The following is a 15,195-nucleotide window of genomic DNA, read 5'->3' as shown; positions in this document are numbered from 1 at the left end:
AAGGATAAGCCATGACTACTGCATCACCAGCAACACCACGTCCGCATGCCATCGAGCGCGTGCGGCATGACTTGAAACTGCGCGTGCTCACCGTCGTGCGCACCGAGCAGCTGACGCCGCACATGCGCCGCATCACCCTGGCCGGCGACGACCTGGACGGCTTTGTCTCGCCGGCGCATGACGACCACGTGAAACTGTTCTTCCCCGCCCCGGGGAAGGCTACGCCCGTGTTTCCCGTGCTGGGCAATGGCCCGAATCCCATCCAGTATGCGGAAGGCGCGCGCCCGATTGCCCGCAATTACACGCCGCGCCGCTACGACGCCGAACGGCGCGAGCTGGAAATCGACTTCGTGCTGCACGGCGACGGCCCCGCGGCCACTTGGGCGGCGCAAGCCGCGCCCGGCCAGACCCTGGGCGTGGGCGGCCCGCGCGGCTCGATGGTGGTGCCGCTCGATTTCGACTGGTATGTGCTGGTGGGTGACCAGACGGCCTTGCCGGCCATCGCCCGCCGCCTGGAGCAGTTGCCGGCCACGGCGCGCGCGATGGCCGTGATCGAGGTCGTCGAAGATGGCGAACAGATTGCGCTCGAGTGTGCGGCGCAGCTGGACGTGCGCTGGGTGGCGCGCAATGGCCGCAGGGGATCGCTGCTGCTGGAAGCTCTGGCGCAAGTGGCCTTGCCGCAGGATGGCGACGGCTATGTATGGGTGGCGTGCGAGCATGCGCAGGTGCAGGGCTTGCGTGGGCACTTTATTGACGCCGGGGTGCCGAAGCAGCATCTGCATGTGGCCAGCTACTGGAAGCATGGGGCGGCCGAGCATCATGAGCATCACGATGAGTGATTACTGACCCGCCTCGACCCGCCAACTGGCGGCCCGCATCGCGCATGAGATGATTGTCTGGTTTTTAACTTTCCAATTGCATATAATTATTTTTTTGAGAAATAATGTCCAGGGGGAAATATTGAAATTACTATCTATGGGCGTGCTGGCCGTTGTGCTGATGGGGTGTTCCACTCCGCGTCCGCCTGTTGTCATGCCAGTATTCCAGCAGGCGGAATATGATGCCTTGAGTAAAACCGGCAGTGGCGGCGTCAAGGGTCAAGCTTTCATGAAGACCAAAGGCGGCGAATTCAAAAAGGCTGGTGGCGAGAAGGTCACCTTGCGTCCGAAGACGGAATATGCGCGCAAGCTGGCGATGCTGCCGGCGTCGCTGTACAAACGCCAGGTAGTCGGCACCGTCAGTCCGAAGATCCGTGACTACGACCGTACGACCATGGCCGACAGCGAAGGCCGGTTCGAATTCACGGAAGTCCCCGATGGCACCTATTACGTCACCACCAACGTGAGCTGGTCGGTGTTCTATCCCGGCGCGTTCACCCCCGTCGAAAGCAAGCAAGGCGGTACGATTACGACGGAAGTGACCGTGGCCGACAGCAAGGTCTCGACGGTCATGCTGACGCGGTAAGCCGCCCTTTCCGTTGTCGCCAACAACCGCGCCAGTTTCACCGCCGTCTTGAGCAGCATCTTGTCGACGATACGTGGATGAGGAATGGCGGTGGTGGTGTCGATGGTGGTGTCGGCTTACGCGCGTTGCGCTAAGCCGACCTACGCCGGCCTGCTTTGCAAGTGGCGTAGGTTGGATTAGCGGCGCGCCAGCGCCGCGTAATCCAACATGACGGTCATTATTTCAACAACCCCGCCAGCTCCACCGCCGTCTTGACCTGCATCTTGTCGAAGATATGCGCGCGGTGGACTTCCACGGTGCGCATGCTGATGCCCAGCTTGTCGGCCACCACCTTGTTCATCTTGCCCGCCAAAATCAAGTCCAGCACTTCGCGTTCGCGCGTCGACAGGGTGGCCAGGCGCGCGTGCACGGCGGCCAGTTCGCCCGCCTGGCGCGAGTTGGCCAGGCCTTGCTGCACGCGGTCCATCAGGTCGTTGTCGTTGAACGGCTTTTCAAAGAAATCGAAGGCGCCCCGTTTCAGGCTGTCGACGGCCATCGGCACGTCGCCGTGGCCGGTGAGGAAGATCACGGGCAGGCGCGCCGTCAGGTCGCGCTTGACCAGCTGGTCAAACAGGGCGATGCCGTTCATGTCGGGCATGCGCACGTCGAGCAGCACGCAGTCGCCGGCGGCGTCGAAGCTGCCATCGAGGCTATCGAGGAATTGCTGGGCGCTGGCGTAGTTGCGCGCCTCGATGCTGCGCGAGGCGGCCAGCCAGGACAGGGAGTCGCGTACGACCTCTTCGTCGTCAATGATGTGCAGCATGGTGTCTCCGGATTGTCGTTATGCGTTATTCGTTATTGCTTGGTGCGGCGCGCGGCGCGGCCGGTACGCTGAATGTAAAGATCGTACCGCCTGCGGGGTTGGCGCCGAAGGTCAGCGCGCCGCCGTGAAATTCGATGGCGGTGCGGCAGATGTTCAGGCCCATGCCCATGCCTTCGGACTTGGTCGAGAAAAACGGCGAAAACAGCCGCTCGGCCACGTCCTGCGGGATGCCATGTCCATGATCGATCACGTCCACCGTCACCATGCCTTGCTGCGCGTCGTGGCTGGCCCGCAGGCGCATGATACGCCGTCCCGGCGCCGCGTCCTGCATGGCCTCGATGGCGTTGCGCGTCAGGTTCAGCAGCACTTGCTCGATCATCACGGGGTCGGCGCGCAGCAGCGGCAGGTCCGGCGGCAGCTCTTCCTGGATGGTGACATAGTATTTGCGCGCCTGCAGGTCGATCAGCGCGCGGATGCCGTCGATCAAGGTGCGGATGGCGATATCCTGGCGCTGCGGCTCGCTCTTGCGCACGAAATCGTGCACGCTGCGGATGATCTGGCCGGCCCGCTGCGCCTGCGCGCTGGCCTGTTCCAGCGCCGGTTTCAAGGTGCCCGGATCGACGGGAGCGTCATGCTCGATGGCGCGGCGGATCAAATTCAAGGCGCCCGTGGTGTAGCTGGAAATGGCCGCCAGCGGCTGATTTAATTCATGCGCCAGCATCGACGCCAGCTCGCCCATGGTGGCCAGGCGCGAACTCGTTTGCAGCTTTTCCTGCTGCTGGCGATTCAGTTCCTCGACCCGCTTGCGGTCCGAGATATCGAGCACGGAACCCATCCAGCCCGTCTGCTGGCCATTCTTGTCCACCAATGGCGCCTCGAAGATCAGTACGGCCACGCGCGTGCCATCGGGACGCTGGAAATAGGTTTCGAACTGCGGCGTGGGGTTGCCGGCCAGGGCCTTGACGAAGCGCTGCTGGTATTCCTCCAGCGCCTCGGGCACCCAGTAGGGCATGGGCGGCAAACGGCCCAGGATTTCCTCGGGCGGATAGCCGACGATCTGGCAAAACGCGGGATTCACGTAGGTGACTCTTCCTTCCAGGTCGCGCGCGCGCATGCCCGTCACCAGCGAGTTTTCCATCGCCGTGCGAAACAGCATCTGCTGGCGCAGCGCGCCTTCGGCCACCAGGCGGCGCGAAATGTGGCGCCACAGGGCCAGCAAGCTCCACAGCAGCCCCAGCGACAGGGCGATGACGGAGCCGACCAGCAAATTGGGCAGCAGCTTGGGCTGGCTTTTCACGCTGTCGGTAAACAGGGTGATGGTGGCGCCGGGCACGTCGAGCGCGCGCTTGTGTGTGTACACGCCGTGGCCGGGACCGGCGGCGGCGCGCCGCGCCAGCACCTTGTCGTCGCGGTCGATCAGCGAAATCTGGTTATCCTGCGCAAACCACCACGGCACCATTTCATCGAGCAGGCTGCTGATCTGGTAGGTGGCCACCAGGCTGCCCACGTAGCGCTGGCCATCGAACAGGGGCTGGTGGTAATCCATCAGCATGGCGCCGGGCGGCGCGTCGGGAAAGCCGCTCTGCTGCGAAGGCTGGGCGTACTGGCCACGGTGCAAACGGCGCGCATTGTCAGCCGCCGTCAGCGAGGCGGGCGAAAACGACAGGGCATGCGGCAGGCTGTTGTCGCTGGTGGCCAGCACCTTGCCGCTGGTATCGAGCCACAGCACGCGCTGCAATTCACGGCCATTGCGCAACATCTGCTGCAGCCGTTCGTGCACTTTTTCCGCCGATAGGGAGCTGCTGGCGATGTCCACGCCCAGGTTGAACAGGCTTTCCTCGTTGCGCGCCAACTGGAAGCGGATGGTCTGCTCCACCCACAGCGTATCGGCGATCAGCTGCTCCTGGCGCTCGTTGCTTTCCATCTGACGCGCCTGCCAGGGCAGCCAGAACAGGATGGACAGGAACAGCAGCAGCAGGATGACGGGCAGCAGCCAGCGCATCGGGCTCGATAGCTTGAAGCGGCGTGCAAGGGTGGGGGGAGTCGGCATGGCTGGCAGGGTAGCGGCTTATCGGGAGCCGGCTATTGTGGTTAACCACAATAGCGGCGGCAGTTTCTTTGGCACAATATCCAAGTAGACAAATAATAAAGTTTTTCAAAAACCACTCAGGAGACAATAATGCAGATGAAAACCATGTTCGTCGCGCTGTGCGCGGCCATAGGCGCCACCGCCGGCGTGCACGCTTACGCGCAAGCCCCCATCGTCATCAAGTTCAGCCACGTCGTGGCGACGGACACGCCGAAAGGCCAGGCCGCCGAACGTTTCAAGCAGCTGGCCGAAAAAGCCACGAATGGCAAGGTCAAGGTCGAACTGTACCCGAACAGCCAGCTGTACAAGGACAAGGAAGAACTCGAAGCCCTGCAGCTGGGCGCCGTGCAGATGCTGGCACCGTCGCTGGCCAAGTTCGGCCCGCTGGGCGTAAAGGAATTCGAAGCGTTCGACCTGCCCTACATCTTCCCTACCAAGACGGCGCTGTACAACGTGACCGAAGGCGAAATCGGCAAGAGCCTGCTGAAAAAACTGGAACCCAAGGGTATCACGGGCCTGGCTTACTGGGACAATGGCTTCAAGGTGATGTCGGCCAACAAGCCGCTGCACAGCCCGGCCGACTTCAAGGGCCTGAAAATGCGCATCCAGTCGTCGAAGGTGCTCGACGCGCAAATGCGCGCGCTGGGCGCCAATCCGCAGGTGCTGGCCTTCTCGGAAGTGTATCAGGCGCTGCAGACGGGCGTGGTCGACGGCACGGAAAATCCGCCATCGAACATGTACACGCAAAAGATGCATGAAGTGCAAAAGCACGTGACCGTGTCGAACCACGGCTACCTGGGCTATGCCGTCATCGTCAACAAGAAATTCTGGGATGGCTTGCCGCCCGATATCCGCGGCCAGCTGGAAAAAGCCATGCGCGAGGCGACCACGTTTGAAAAAGCCATCGCCCAGCGCGACAACGATCAGGCCCTCGACGCCATCAAGAAGGCGGGCAAGACGCAGATCTACACCTTGACGGTGCAGGAACAGGCCGAGTGGCGCAAGGCGTTGGCGCCCGTGCAGAAGACCATGGAAGCGCGCATCGGCAAGGACCTGATCTCGGCCATCAACAAGGAAAGCGCGAAGTAATCGCGCTGGCCGCGCCACCCGGCGCGGCTGTCAGGGGCATCCCTGTCTTTCTGCAGCAACGGCACCTGCGCGTCCTGCGCGGGTGCCAGCGTACCCGCATTCTTTGAAAGTCCACCATGAAATTTCTGGATCACCTGGAAGAGTGGCTGATCGCGACCCTGATGGGCGCGGCCACCTTCATCATCTTCGTCGCGGTCGTGCACCGCTACCTGGCAGGCTTGCCTATCCCCGGCCTGCAAGACTTCCTGATTCAAATCAATACCAGCTGGGCCCAGGAACTGTGCATCTACATGTTCGTCTGGATGGCCAAGTTCGGCGCCGCGTATGGCGTGCGCACGGGCATCCACGTGGGTGTCGACGTGCTGATCAACCGCATGAATCCGCGCTGGCGCGACCGTTTCATCGTCTTCGGCCTCGGTGCCGGCGCCCTGTTTACAGGTATCGTTGGTACTTTGGGCGCCAGCTTCGTGTGGTCGATTGGCCACACGGACCAGACTTCGGCCGACATGGAAGTGCCGATGTGGCTGGTCTACCTGGCCGTGCCGCTCGGTTCCTACCTGATGTGCTTCCGCTTCCTGCAGGTGATGGTGCATTTCATCAAGACGGGCGCCTTGCCGAAACACGACCATTCGCACGTCGAGGGCCTGGAAGACGAACTGACGGCTGAAGAAAAAGGAGCCAAGGCATGAACGCGCTGATCATTTTTGTATTGCTGCTGGCGCTGATGCTGACCGGCATGCCGATCTCCATTTCGCTGGGCCTGACGGTACTGACGTTCCTGTTTACCATGACCAGCGTGCCCATCGAATCGGTGGCCCTGAAGATTTTCACGGGCATCGAGAAATTCGAGATCATGGCCATCCCGTTCTTCATTTTGGCGGGCAACTTTCTCACGCATGGCGGGGTGGCGCGGCGCATGATCAACTTCGCCAGCTCCATGGTGGGCCACTGGCATGGCGGCCTGGCGCTGGCCGGCGTGATGGCGTGCGCGCTGTTTGCCGCCGTCTCCGGTTCCAGCCCTGCCACCGTGGTGGCGATCGGCTCCATCATCCTGCCGGCCATGGTCAAGCAGGGCTACCCGCGCGGTTTCGGCGCCGGTGTCATCACCACCTCGGGCGCGCTGGGCATTTTGATACCGCCATCGATCGTGATGGTGATGTATTCCGTCAGCACGAACACGTCCGTTGGTAAACTGTTCATGGCGGGCGTGATTCCCGGCATGATGCTGGCCATGCTGCTGGGCCTGACCACGTGGTTTTTGGCGCGCAAGCACAATTATCCGCGCATGAAAAAGGCCAGCTGGGGCGAGCGCTTCGTCACGTTCAAGAAGAGCGCCTGGGGCCTGCTGCTGATCGTCATCGTCATGGGCGGCATCTATTCGGGTGCCTTCACGCCGACGGAAGCGGCCGCCATGGCTGCCGTGTACGCCTTCATCATCGCCGTCTTCGTCTACAAGGACTTGAAGATCAAGCAAGTGGGCAAGGTCTTGCTCGATTCGGCCGCCATGTCGGCGATGCTGTTGTACATCATCACCAATGCCGTGCTGTTCTCGTTCCTGATGACCAGTGAAAACATTCCGCAAGCGATGGCCGAGTGGATTACGGGCAAGGGCCTGGGCGTGATCAGTTTCTTGCTGGTGGTCAACGTGCTGCTGTTGTTGGCTGGTAACGTCATGGAGCCGTCGTCCATCGTGCTGATCATGGCGCCGATTTTGTTCCCGGTCGCCATGAAGCTGGGCATTGACCCTGTGCACTTCGGCATCTTGATCGTGGTCAATATGGAGGTCGGCATGTGCCATCCGCCCGTGGGCCTGAACCTGTACGTGGCGTCCGGCATTACGAAGATGGGCATCTCGGAGCTGACCGTGGCCGTGATGCCATGGCTGCTGACGATGCTGGCCTTCCTGGGCCTGATTACCTACGTACCACAAATCTCGCTGTGGCTGCCAAATTTAATTTACAACTAAAACAGTTGTCCCCGTCATGGTGCAAAAAAAGTCGATCCGGCCGAATAAATGCGCTATGATGGGCAGCCTTAAGGGGAAACACGTATATGCATATGCGCCTCGGTAGCAAGGCTGAAATACAGAATTGGCAACAAGGTTAGTGGGGGAGTGGTCTATAAAAACGGTATTGATACCGGGGATATATTGAGGAGACACACGTTTCACAGAAGTTGTTGAGTCATAGCTGTCTGCGGCCACAAGCCGGCACCGGCGGACCCAAACGACCGGGAACGTGAAGCAATATTTGAAGCGCACCGACTGGTGCGCTTTTTTTTCGTGCGCGGGAAACGTCCGCCGGCACGCCCAAAGACGGTGCATAATTCCCGTGGTGCGGTTTCCCGCGCCGGCAGGTTGCATATATGCCACACTTGAACAATGATCAGCAGATGAAAAAACAACAGGGCAGTGAACTGTTCAGCGCCATCGTGGCCGCGCCGTTCGGCGCCATGGGCGTGCGCGCGCAGGATGGCCAGTTATGCGAACTGGTCTACCTGCCGCCGCACTTCGCGGAAAAAGACGCGCAGGATGCCGTTTCCGAGCGGGCGTGCCAGCAGCTGGCGCGCTATTTCCGCGATCCCGATTATGTCTTCGACCTGCCGCTGGCAGACGCGGGCAGCGCTTACCAGCAACAGGTCTGGACGGCGATTCGCGGCATTGCGCGCGGCCAGGTGCGCACCTATGGAGACGTGGCGCGCCTGATCGGCTCGGCCCCGCGCGCCGTGGGCCAGGCTTGCGGCGCCAACTGGTTTCCCGTGGTCATACCCTGCCACCGCGTGACGGCCGCTGGCGGCCTGGGTGGCTTTGCCCACCACGACGATGCGACGGGCTTCCACCTGGGCGTGAAGCGCTGGCTGCTGGCGCACGAAGGCGTGGCGGCTTACCTATGATGAACAGCCTGCTGGCGCCCGACAACGCTACCCTGATCGACGAATTCTGCGACAGCCTGTGGCTGGAAGACGGCTTGTCGAAAAACTCGCTCGATGCCTACCGGCGCGACATGCGGCTGTTTGCGCGCTGGCTGGAAGTGGCGCGGCCCGGGCGCGAAGGCCTGTACGACGTGTCCACGGCCGATATCGAGGCGTATTTCGCGGCCCGCCACGACGAGAGCAAGGCCACGTCGTCGAACCGGCGCCTGTCCGTGCTCAAGCGCTTTTACCAGCTGGCCTTGCGGCACAAGCATATCGCCGCCGACCCGTGCCTGAAGATGGTCTCGGCCAAGCAGCCGGTGCGCTTCGTGCATACCCTGAGCGAAGCGCAGGTGGAAGCCTTGCTGGCGGCGCCCGACGTGAACACGCCGCTGGGCTTGCGCGAGCGCACGATGCTGGAACTCATGTATGCGAGCGGCTTGCGCGTGTCGGAACTGGTGGACTTGAAATCCGTCGAGCTGAGCCTCAACGATGGCGTGCTGCGCATCACGGGCAAGGGCAGCAAGACGCGCCTGGTGCCGTTCGGCGAACAGGCGCGGCTGTGGATAGAGCGTTATCTGAAAGAAGCGCGCGGCGTCATCCTCGACGGTCAGATGGACGATGCATTGTTCGTCACGCGGCGCGGTGGCGCCATGACGCGGCAAATGTTCTGGGTCATCATCAAGAAACACGCGCTGAACGCGGGCATCACGGCGCCGCTGTCGCCGCACACCTTGCGCCATGCGTTCGCCACGCATTTGCTGAACCATGGCGCGGACTTGCGTGTTGTGCAATTGTTACTGGGGCACTCCGATATTTCCACCACGCAGATTTACACGCATGTGGCTCGCGAACGGCTGAAACTGCTGCATGCGCAGCATCATCCGCGCGGCTAAAAATTTTGTATTTGCTCCAACTGCGTCATAATGTGCCCTATGTGCTTATCTGTAACAATAAAAAACTAAAGAGGTAGTAAATGGCCAAGACAAATTTCCAATACGAAAAACGGCAAAAAGAGCTGGAAAAGAAGAAGAAAGCCGAGGAAAAAGCCAGACGCAAGCTGGAAGCGAAGAATAATCCGAAGCCGGCCGATGGCAGCGAGGGCGATGAGCCGGAAGCGGACGACGCCGACGACGCCGATGATGCAGATCCGGCCGCCGAAGGCGACGCACCCGTCCAGCCCCAGTAATTCCCCGTTCCTGACGACCGGTGCGGCATCGCCGCGCCGGCATCTCCTCGTTCTACCCGTTCTCTCTTCCCTTCCGCTACAAGCGCGGCCGCTGGCCAAGCGCCAGTTGCAGCTGTGTGCTGGCGATGGCCGCATCGGCGCGCGCCTGCACATAGCCCTGGTACGCTTCATCGGCCGAACGCTGCGCCGCCAGCCATTCCAGCAGCGAGGCATTGCCTTTGACGTAAGACAGGCGCATGCCATCGACCACCTTTTGCGCATCGACCAGCACGCCATCGCGGTAGCGTGCCAGCCTGTCCTGCGCTGCACGCAGTTGCCGCTGCGCCGTGCGCACTTGCGTCTCCGCTGCCAGTTCCGCCTGGCGCAGGGCCAGCATCGCCTGCGTCACACTTGATTCCGCCTGCACGATGTCGCCCGTGTCGCGCCGCGACAGGGGAATGGGGATGGCCAGCGAGATGGACAGCGCGCGCGAACGGGCCGCGCCTTCGACGGGATTGCCGCTACCATCGATGCCGTCATGGTAGCCGCGCGCGGCGGCCAGGCCCACGGTGACGGTCGGGTCGACGGCGCGGTTGGCGCGCACCAGCGCCGCGCCATCGCGCAGATTGTCCAGGGTGGCGCGAGCGATGCGCACGTCGCTGCGGGCGTTGAGCGCCTGCGGCACCAGCACCCTGGCATCCTGGTCGGCATACGCGGCGAGGTCGCACGCCAGTTGCGCGTCCGGAAACAGAATCTCGAACTGGCGCCCCAAGGGCGGCGACAAATTCAACATGGCGCTGTCCGCCTCGCTGCGCGCCTGCGCCAGCTCGGCCTGGAACTGGTCGCGTTCCACGCGCGACTGCAGCAGCTCGATGCCGCCCACGTCGCCCGCCTTGCGCCGCACTTCGTTCGCTTCCACCACTGTCGACAGGGCCGCCATGGTCTGCTCCTTGCGCGCGATGACTTCGCGCGTGCGGCACGCTTCCGTGAACGCGGCGGCGGCCGTGCCATACAGTTCGCTCTTGAAGCCGGCCACCGTTTCCTCGGCCAGCGCGACATTGCTGTGCGCCGCCTTGATGCGCGCGGCGCGCTTGCCGCCCGTCTCGATGGCCATGCTGATGGCCGGGTTCCACGTGACGGGACGGTGCTCGACGCTGCGCACGGTGTCGCGCGTGGCGCCCAGCGTGAACTCGGGATCGGGACGCAAGCCGGCGATGCCGACGCCGGCCCTGGCCGCAACGATGCCTTCTTGCTGCGATTGCAGTTCCAGGCTGTGGCTTTCCACGGCGGACAGGTAGGTGTCAAAGCTCAAGGGCGTAGCAAGGGCGCATGGCGCGATCAGCCAGGCCGCCAGCAATACATTAAAACGTGTCATGGGTCTCTCCTTCGGTGTGCGTCTGGCGTTTTTGCAGGTGCGCCTCGATCAGGTAATACAGGGCCGGCAACAGCAGCAAGGTCAGTGCGGTCGCCGTCACCAGGCCGCCCACCACGACGGTAGCCAGCGGACGCTGCACGTCGCTGCCCAGGCCTGTCGCCAGCATGGCCGGCGTCAGGCCCAGGGCGGCCACGGTGGCCGTCATCAGCACGGGGCGCATGCGGTCGCGCGCGCCTTCCAGCACGGCCTCGCGCAAGCTCTTGCCCTCGTCGCTGCGCAAGCGGTTGATCTGCGCCAGCATCAGCACGGCATTCAGGACGGCCACGCCGAACAGGGCGATGAAGCCGACGGCGCTCGACACGTTCAAGGTCATGCCGCGCAGGTGCAGCGCGGCCAGGCCGCCCAGCATGGCCAGCGGCACGGCCAGCAAGACCAGCGCGGGCTGGCGCAGGTTGCGGAACTGGCCAAACAGCAGCAAAAACATGGCGCCCAGGGTCATCGGCAGGATCAGCGCCAAACGGCTTTGCGCGCGCTGCAGGTTCTCGAACTGGCCGCCCCATTCGACGCTGATGCGCTGATGCTCGTTGGCCACGGCTTGCGCCACCAGCGGGCGCGCCTCTGCCAGAAAGCCGGCCAGGTCGCGTCCGCGGGCGTTCAGGCGCACGATGATGTGGCGCCGTCCCATTTCGCGCACGATCACGCTTTCGCCCGAGGTGGTGCTGATTGTCGCCACCTGCGCCAGCGGAATCCTCGCGCCATTGGCGGCCGTCAGTTTCAGGCTGGCGATGGCGTCCGGGCTGGAACGCGTAGCCGGCGGGAAGCGCACGGCGATGTCGTAGCTTTTTTCGCCCACGTACACCTGGCCGATGGGGGCGCCGCCGATGCCGGTGGCAATCAGGTCGGCCACGTCGGCCGCATTGATGCCGTAGCGGGCTGCCTTCGCGCGGTCCAGTTCCACCTTCAGGTTGGGCAGGGGCGGCTCGACGTCCACGGCCACGTCGGAGGCGCCATCGACGGTCTTGAGGGCATTGGCCACCTTGCCGGCGATGGCGCGCACTTCATCGAGGTCATTGCCGAAGATTTTCACCGTCAGGTCGCTGTGCGCGCCCGACAATTTATCCTGCACGCCGTCGATCATCGGCTGCATGAAGGCCACCGTAAAGCCGGGCATGCGGGAGAAGCGTTCATTCATCTTGGCGATCAGCTGCTGCTTGCTCATGCCGGACTTCCAGCTTTTGTACGGATGCAGTCCCACGCTCGCCTCGATGTGCGACGGCGTCCAGTAATCGGTGCCGTCGTCGTTGCGCCCCGTTTGCGTGACGATGGTCGACACTTCCGGAAATTCCAGCGCGGCGCGGCGCAATTCGCTGGCCATCTCGGACGCCTTGTCCAGGGTGATCCCGGGCGGCATCTGCACCTGCAGCCACAAGGAGCCTTCATCGAGGTAGGGCAGGAAGTCGCGCCCGATACTGCCGCCCAGGATGGCAAGCGCTGCGAGCGATCCTGCGCACACCATCGCCACCCAGCGCTTCTTGCCCACCATGCGCTCGAGGAAGCGGCCGTACGCGCCCGCCAGCGTGTCCAGCGCGCGGTTGTGGAAGGTGCGGCGCGGCTTGCGCAAGGCCAGCCAGGCCAGGCCCGGGATCAGCACCAAGGCCACCACCAGCGCGCCCAAGAGCGCCGCGCCGACCGCATACGCCATCGGCGAAAACAGCTTGTATTCGATGCGCTGGAAGGCGAACAGGGGCAGGTAGGCGGCGATGATGACGGCCATGCCGAACATGATGGGGCGCGCCACCTGCAGGGTGGCGTCGATGGCGTCCTGCAGGGTCAGGGGCCGCTCCTGTTCCCGTTCGCGGCGGCGCAGCATATTTTCCAGCACCACTACGGAACCGTCGACGAGGATGCCGAAGTCGATCGCCCCCAGCGACAGCAGGTTGGCGGGAATCTTAAAGTGGTGCATGAAGATAAAGGTGATCAGCAGGGCCAGCGGGATCGTCAGCGCGACGATGGCGGCGGCGCGCGGGCTACCCAGATACAGCAGCAGCACCAGGGCGACGAGCAGCATGCCTTCGCCCAGGGTGAATCCGACTGTGTGCAGGGTGGCGTCGATCAGCGAGCTGCGGTCCAGGTAGGGCACGACCTTGACGTCCTTCGGCAGCAGGTTGGCATTCAAGTCATCCACGGCCGCATGGATGCCGGCCAGCGCTTCGGACGGATTGAAGTCCTTGAGCAGCAGGGTGATGCCTTCAATGGTGTCGGGATTGTCGTCCTTGCCGAGGATGCCGCGCCGCTCCACGTTGCCGTAAGCGAGCTTGCCCAGGTCCTTCACCAGCACGGGCACGCCGTCCTTGCTGCTGACGACAACGTTGCCCATGTCGTCGAGGGTATGCAGCAAGCCCACGCCGCGCACCACGTACGATTGCTGGCCGCGGTCGATCACGCTTCCGCCGCCGCTGATGTTGTTGGCGTTGATGGCGTCCTTGACCTGCGCCAGCGAGAAGCCGTAGCTGTCCAGTTTTGCGGGATCGAGTTCCAGCATGAACTGCGTGGTCAGGCCGCCGAAATTGCTCACGTCCGCCACGCCGCGCACCTGCTGCAGGCGCGGGATCACCGTCCAGAACTGCAGTTCGGACAGTTCGCGCAGGGTGCGTGTTTTCGATTCCAGGGTGTAGCGGTAGATCTCGCCCGTGGGCGAGGTATAGGGATCGAGCCCCGGCTTGGCGTCGTACGGCAGATTGACGCTGGCCAGGCGCTCCTGCAGCCGTTCTCGCGTGAAGTAGCCGTCGCTGCCATCTTCGAACACCACGGTGATCAAGGACAGGGCGAACAGGCTGCGCGTGCGCAGTACGTGCATGCCCGGCGTGCCGAGCAGGGCGCGTTCCAGTGGAATGGTGATCTGCTGCTCGATTTCCTCGGCGCCCAGGCCCGGCACCTGCGTGACGATCTGCGAGGTGACGTCGGCGATGTCGGGATAGGCTTCGATGGGCAGCTGCTTCCAGCAATAGACGCCGTAGGCGGCGACAAACAGCAGTACCAGCCAGACGATGCCGCGCCGCTGGCAGCAGGTGGCGATGAAACGGTCAATCATTGAGCAGCACTCCTTCCTTGACGACGATGCGTTCGCCGGCCTTCAGGCCTGAGACGATTTCCACCTGTTCTCCATGGCTGGCGCCCACTTCCACCGTGCGCGGTGCGAATACCAGCGCGCTGCGCTCGACCATCACGCGCGTCGATGGCCCGCTTTGCAGCACGGCGGCCGCGGGCACGAGGAGGGCGCGGCGGGAAGCGCCGGCGAATCCAGCGTGGGCGAACATGCCGGGCTTGAAGGCGCCGGCGCGGTTGTCGATGGCTACACGCACCTTCACCGTGCGCGTCTCGGGATCGAGCACGGCGCCCACATACGCGACCTTGCCCTCGAAAGCCTTGCCGGGCCAGGCGTCGACGGTGATGCTGGTCTTTTGTCCCACGGCCACCTGCGCCAGGTCCCGCTCGGCCACGTTGGCCGACAGCCATACGGTGGACAGGTCGGCCACCGTCATGACGGGCGCGTTGATATCGTTCCAGTAGCCGCCCTGGGCGCCTTCCATGGCGATTACGGTGCCAGCGATCGGCGAACGCAAGACATAGTCGCGGCGTGTGCCGCGCGCGCCGGCACCGTACTGGGCCAGCTTGTCGGCGCTGGCCTGCGCATCGCTGCCGGCCTGCGCAAAGGCCGCCTGCGCCGCTTCGTATTCCTTGCGAGCGGCGATCTCCGCGTCGAACAGGGTTTTCTGGCGTTCCAGCTCCTGGCGCGCCTGCAGCAGGGCGGACCTGGCTTTGCTGTCGTCCGCGTAGGCGGCGCTCAGCTCCGCCGAATCGAGCGTGAACAGCGGGTCGCCCGCTTTCACGCTGTCGCCAAGGGCGCGCTGCAAGCGCGTGATGCGCCCGGCCAGCGGCGGCGTGATCTTCACCAGTTTTTCCGGCATGGCTTCGATGCTGCCCGGCGCCTCCGTCTGCGTGGCGATCTCCTGTTCCTGCACGGCGGCGATCTGCAGGCGCTGGCGCAGCGGCGACATCTTGTCGACGGCGATACTGCCATCGTCCAGGTGCATCGACTGGGCGGGCGGCGCGGCTGCCGCCGTCGGCTTGGCGCAGCCGGCCAGGGCCGAGCAGGCGAGAGCGAGGGCGCAGCTGGTGCCCAGGGCGTTGCGGGTGGTCGTGTTCATCCCGTGTTTCCTTGTTATTGATGGTGATGGGGCATGCGTGGATGCCGTGCCCAGGCGGGCAATGAGAGGGACGCAGTGGCGCAGGCAGCG

Annotated in this window: 13 protein-coding genes; 8 read left to right on the top strand and 5 right to left on the bottom strand. The window is 63.5% G+C overall.

Annotated features, from left to right (window positions below):
* The first annotated feature begins 11 nt into the window (after positions 1-11).
* Together AC3IQ7_RS25650 and AC3IQ7_RS25645 are read left to right on the top strand one after the other, a co-directional pair.
* Positions 12-839: a siderophore-interacting protein gene (locus AC3IQ7_RS25650; protein ID WP_489207679.1), complete on the top strand. Its 828-nt coding sequence runs from the start codon at positions 12-14 to the stop codon at positions 837-839.
* A 268-nt stretch (positions 840-1,107) separates the two neighbouring features.
* Entirely contained in the window at positions 1,108-1,464 is a 357-nt protein-coding gene (locus AC3IQ7_RS25645; RefSeq protein ID WP_489207678.1) for a hypothetical protein, read from the top strand.
* Positions 1,465-1,681: 217 nt separating this feature from the next.
* On the opposite strand, the gene AC3IQ7_RS25640 is transcribed toward AC3IQ7_RS25645, so the two are convergent.
* Both AC3IQ7_RS25640 and AC3IQ7_RS25635 read right to left on the bottom strand, forming a co-directional pair.
* On the bottom strand, positions 1,682-2,266 hold the full coding sequence (locus tag AC3IQ7_RS25640; protein ID WP_034780029.1) for a response regulator transcription factor: 585 nt from the start codon (positions 2,264-2,266) through the stop codon (positions 1,682-1,684).
* Positions 2,267-2,291: 25 nt separating this feature from the next.
* Entirely contained in the window at positions 2,292-4,316 is a 2,025-nt protein-coding gene (locus AC3IQ7_RS25635) for a sensor histidine kinase (protein WP_489207677.1), read from the bottom strand.
* 135 nt (positions 4,317-4,451) lie between these two features.
* Here AC3IQ7_RS25635 and AC3IQ7_RS25630 point away from each other — a divergent pair, with 135 nt between their 5' ends.
* The 6 genes from AC3IQ7_RS25630 to AC3IQ7_RS25605 all read left to right on the top strand — a co-directional run bounded on the left by AC3IQ7_RS25630 (position 4,452) and on the right by AC3IQ7_RS25605 (position 9,543).
* The gene (locus AC3IQ7_RS25630) at positions 4,452-5,444 is read left to right on the top strand and encodes a TRAP transporter substrate-binding protein (RefSeq protein ID WP_374106368.1); all 993 of its coding nucleotides are present in this window, start codon (positions 4,452-4,454) and stop codon (positions 5,442-5,444) included.
* Positions 5,445-5,560: 116 nt separating this feature from the next.
* Positions 5,561-6,133 carry a TRAP transporter small permease gene (locus AC3IQ7_RS25625; protein WP_035821976.1) on the top strand — a complete coding sequence of 191 codons (573 nt, stop codon included), beginning with the start codon at positions 5,561-5,563 and terminating at the stop codon, positions 6,131-6,133.
* Complete coding sequence (locus tag AC3IQ7_RS25620; protein ID WP_034746868.1) at positions 6,130-7,410, top strand: TRAP transporter large permease; 1,281 nt, start codon at positions 6,130-6,132, stop codon at positions 7,408-7,410. Before AC3IQ7_RS25625 ends, AC3IQ7_RS25620 begins: the two co-directional genes overlap by 4 nt.
* Before the next feature lie 425 nt (positions 7,411-7,835).
* Positions 7,836-8,336 carry a methylated-DNA--[protein]-cysteine S-methyltransferase gene (locus AC3IQ7_RS25615; protein WP_489207676.1) on the top strand — a complete coding sequence of 167 codons (501 nt, stop codon included), beginning with the start codon at positions 7,836-7,838 and terminating at the stop codon, positions 8,334-8,336.
* Positions 8,333-9,250 carry a site-specific tyrosine recombinase XerD gene (gene xerD, locus AC3IQ7_RS25610; RefSeq protein WP_489207675.1) on the top strand — a complete coding sequence of 306 codons (918 nt, stop codon included), beginning with the start codon at positions 8,333-8,335 and terminating at the stop codon, positions 9,248-9,250. Before AC3IQ7_RS25615 ends, xerD begins: the two co-directional genes overlap by 4 nt.
* A gap of 80 nt (positions 9,251-9,330) precedes the next feature.
* Positions 9,331-9,543 (top strand): hypothetical protein, encoded by a 213-nt coding sequence (locus AC3IQ7_RS25605; protein ID WP_099376618.1) that lies wholly within the window; start codon positions 9,331-9,333, stop codon positions 9,541-9,543.
* A gap of 76 nt (positions 9,544-9,619) precedes the next feature.
* Here the strand turns inward: AC3IQ7_RS25605 and AC3IQ7_RS25600 are convergent, their stop codons facing one another.
* From AC3IQ7_RS25600 to AC3IQ7_RS25590, 3 genes are read right to left on the bottom strand one after another with little or no spacing between them, the layout of a single operon-like run.
* Complete coding sequence (locus tag AC3IQ7_RS25600; RefSeq protein WP_489207674.1) at positions 9,620-10,897, bottom strand: TolC family protein; 1,278 nt, start codon at positions 10,895-10,897, stop codon at positions 9,620-9,622.
* Positions 10,884-13,988: an efflux RND transporter permease subunit gene (locus AC3IQ7_RS25595; RefSeq protein WP_489207673.1), complete on the bottom strand. Its 3,105-nt coding sequence runs from the start codon at positions 13,986-13,988 to the stop codon at positions 10,884-10,886. The genes AC3IQ7_RS25600 and AC3IQ7_RS25595 overlap by 14 nt, the downstream gene beginning before the upstream one ends.
* Positions 13,981-15,105 carry an efflux RND transporter periplasmic adaptor subunit gene (locus AC3IQ7_RS25590; protein WP_489207672.1) on the bottom strand — a complete coding sequence of 375 codons (1,125 nt, stop codon included), beginning with the start codon at positions 15,103-15,105 and terminating at the stop codon, positions 13,981-13,983. Before AC3IQ7_RS25590 ends, AC3IQ7_RS25595 begins: the two co-directional genes overlap by 8 nt.
* Positions 15,106-15,195: the final 90 nt, after the last annotated feature.

Source organism: Janthinobacterium sp. GL_088, assembly GCF_057837845.1.
This window is presented reverse-complemented; position numbering and strand designations above follow the sequence as displayed.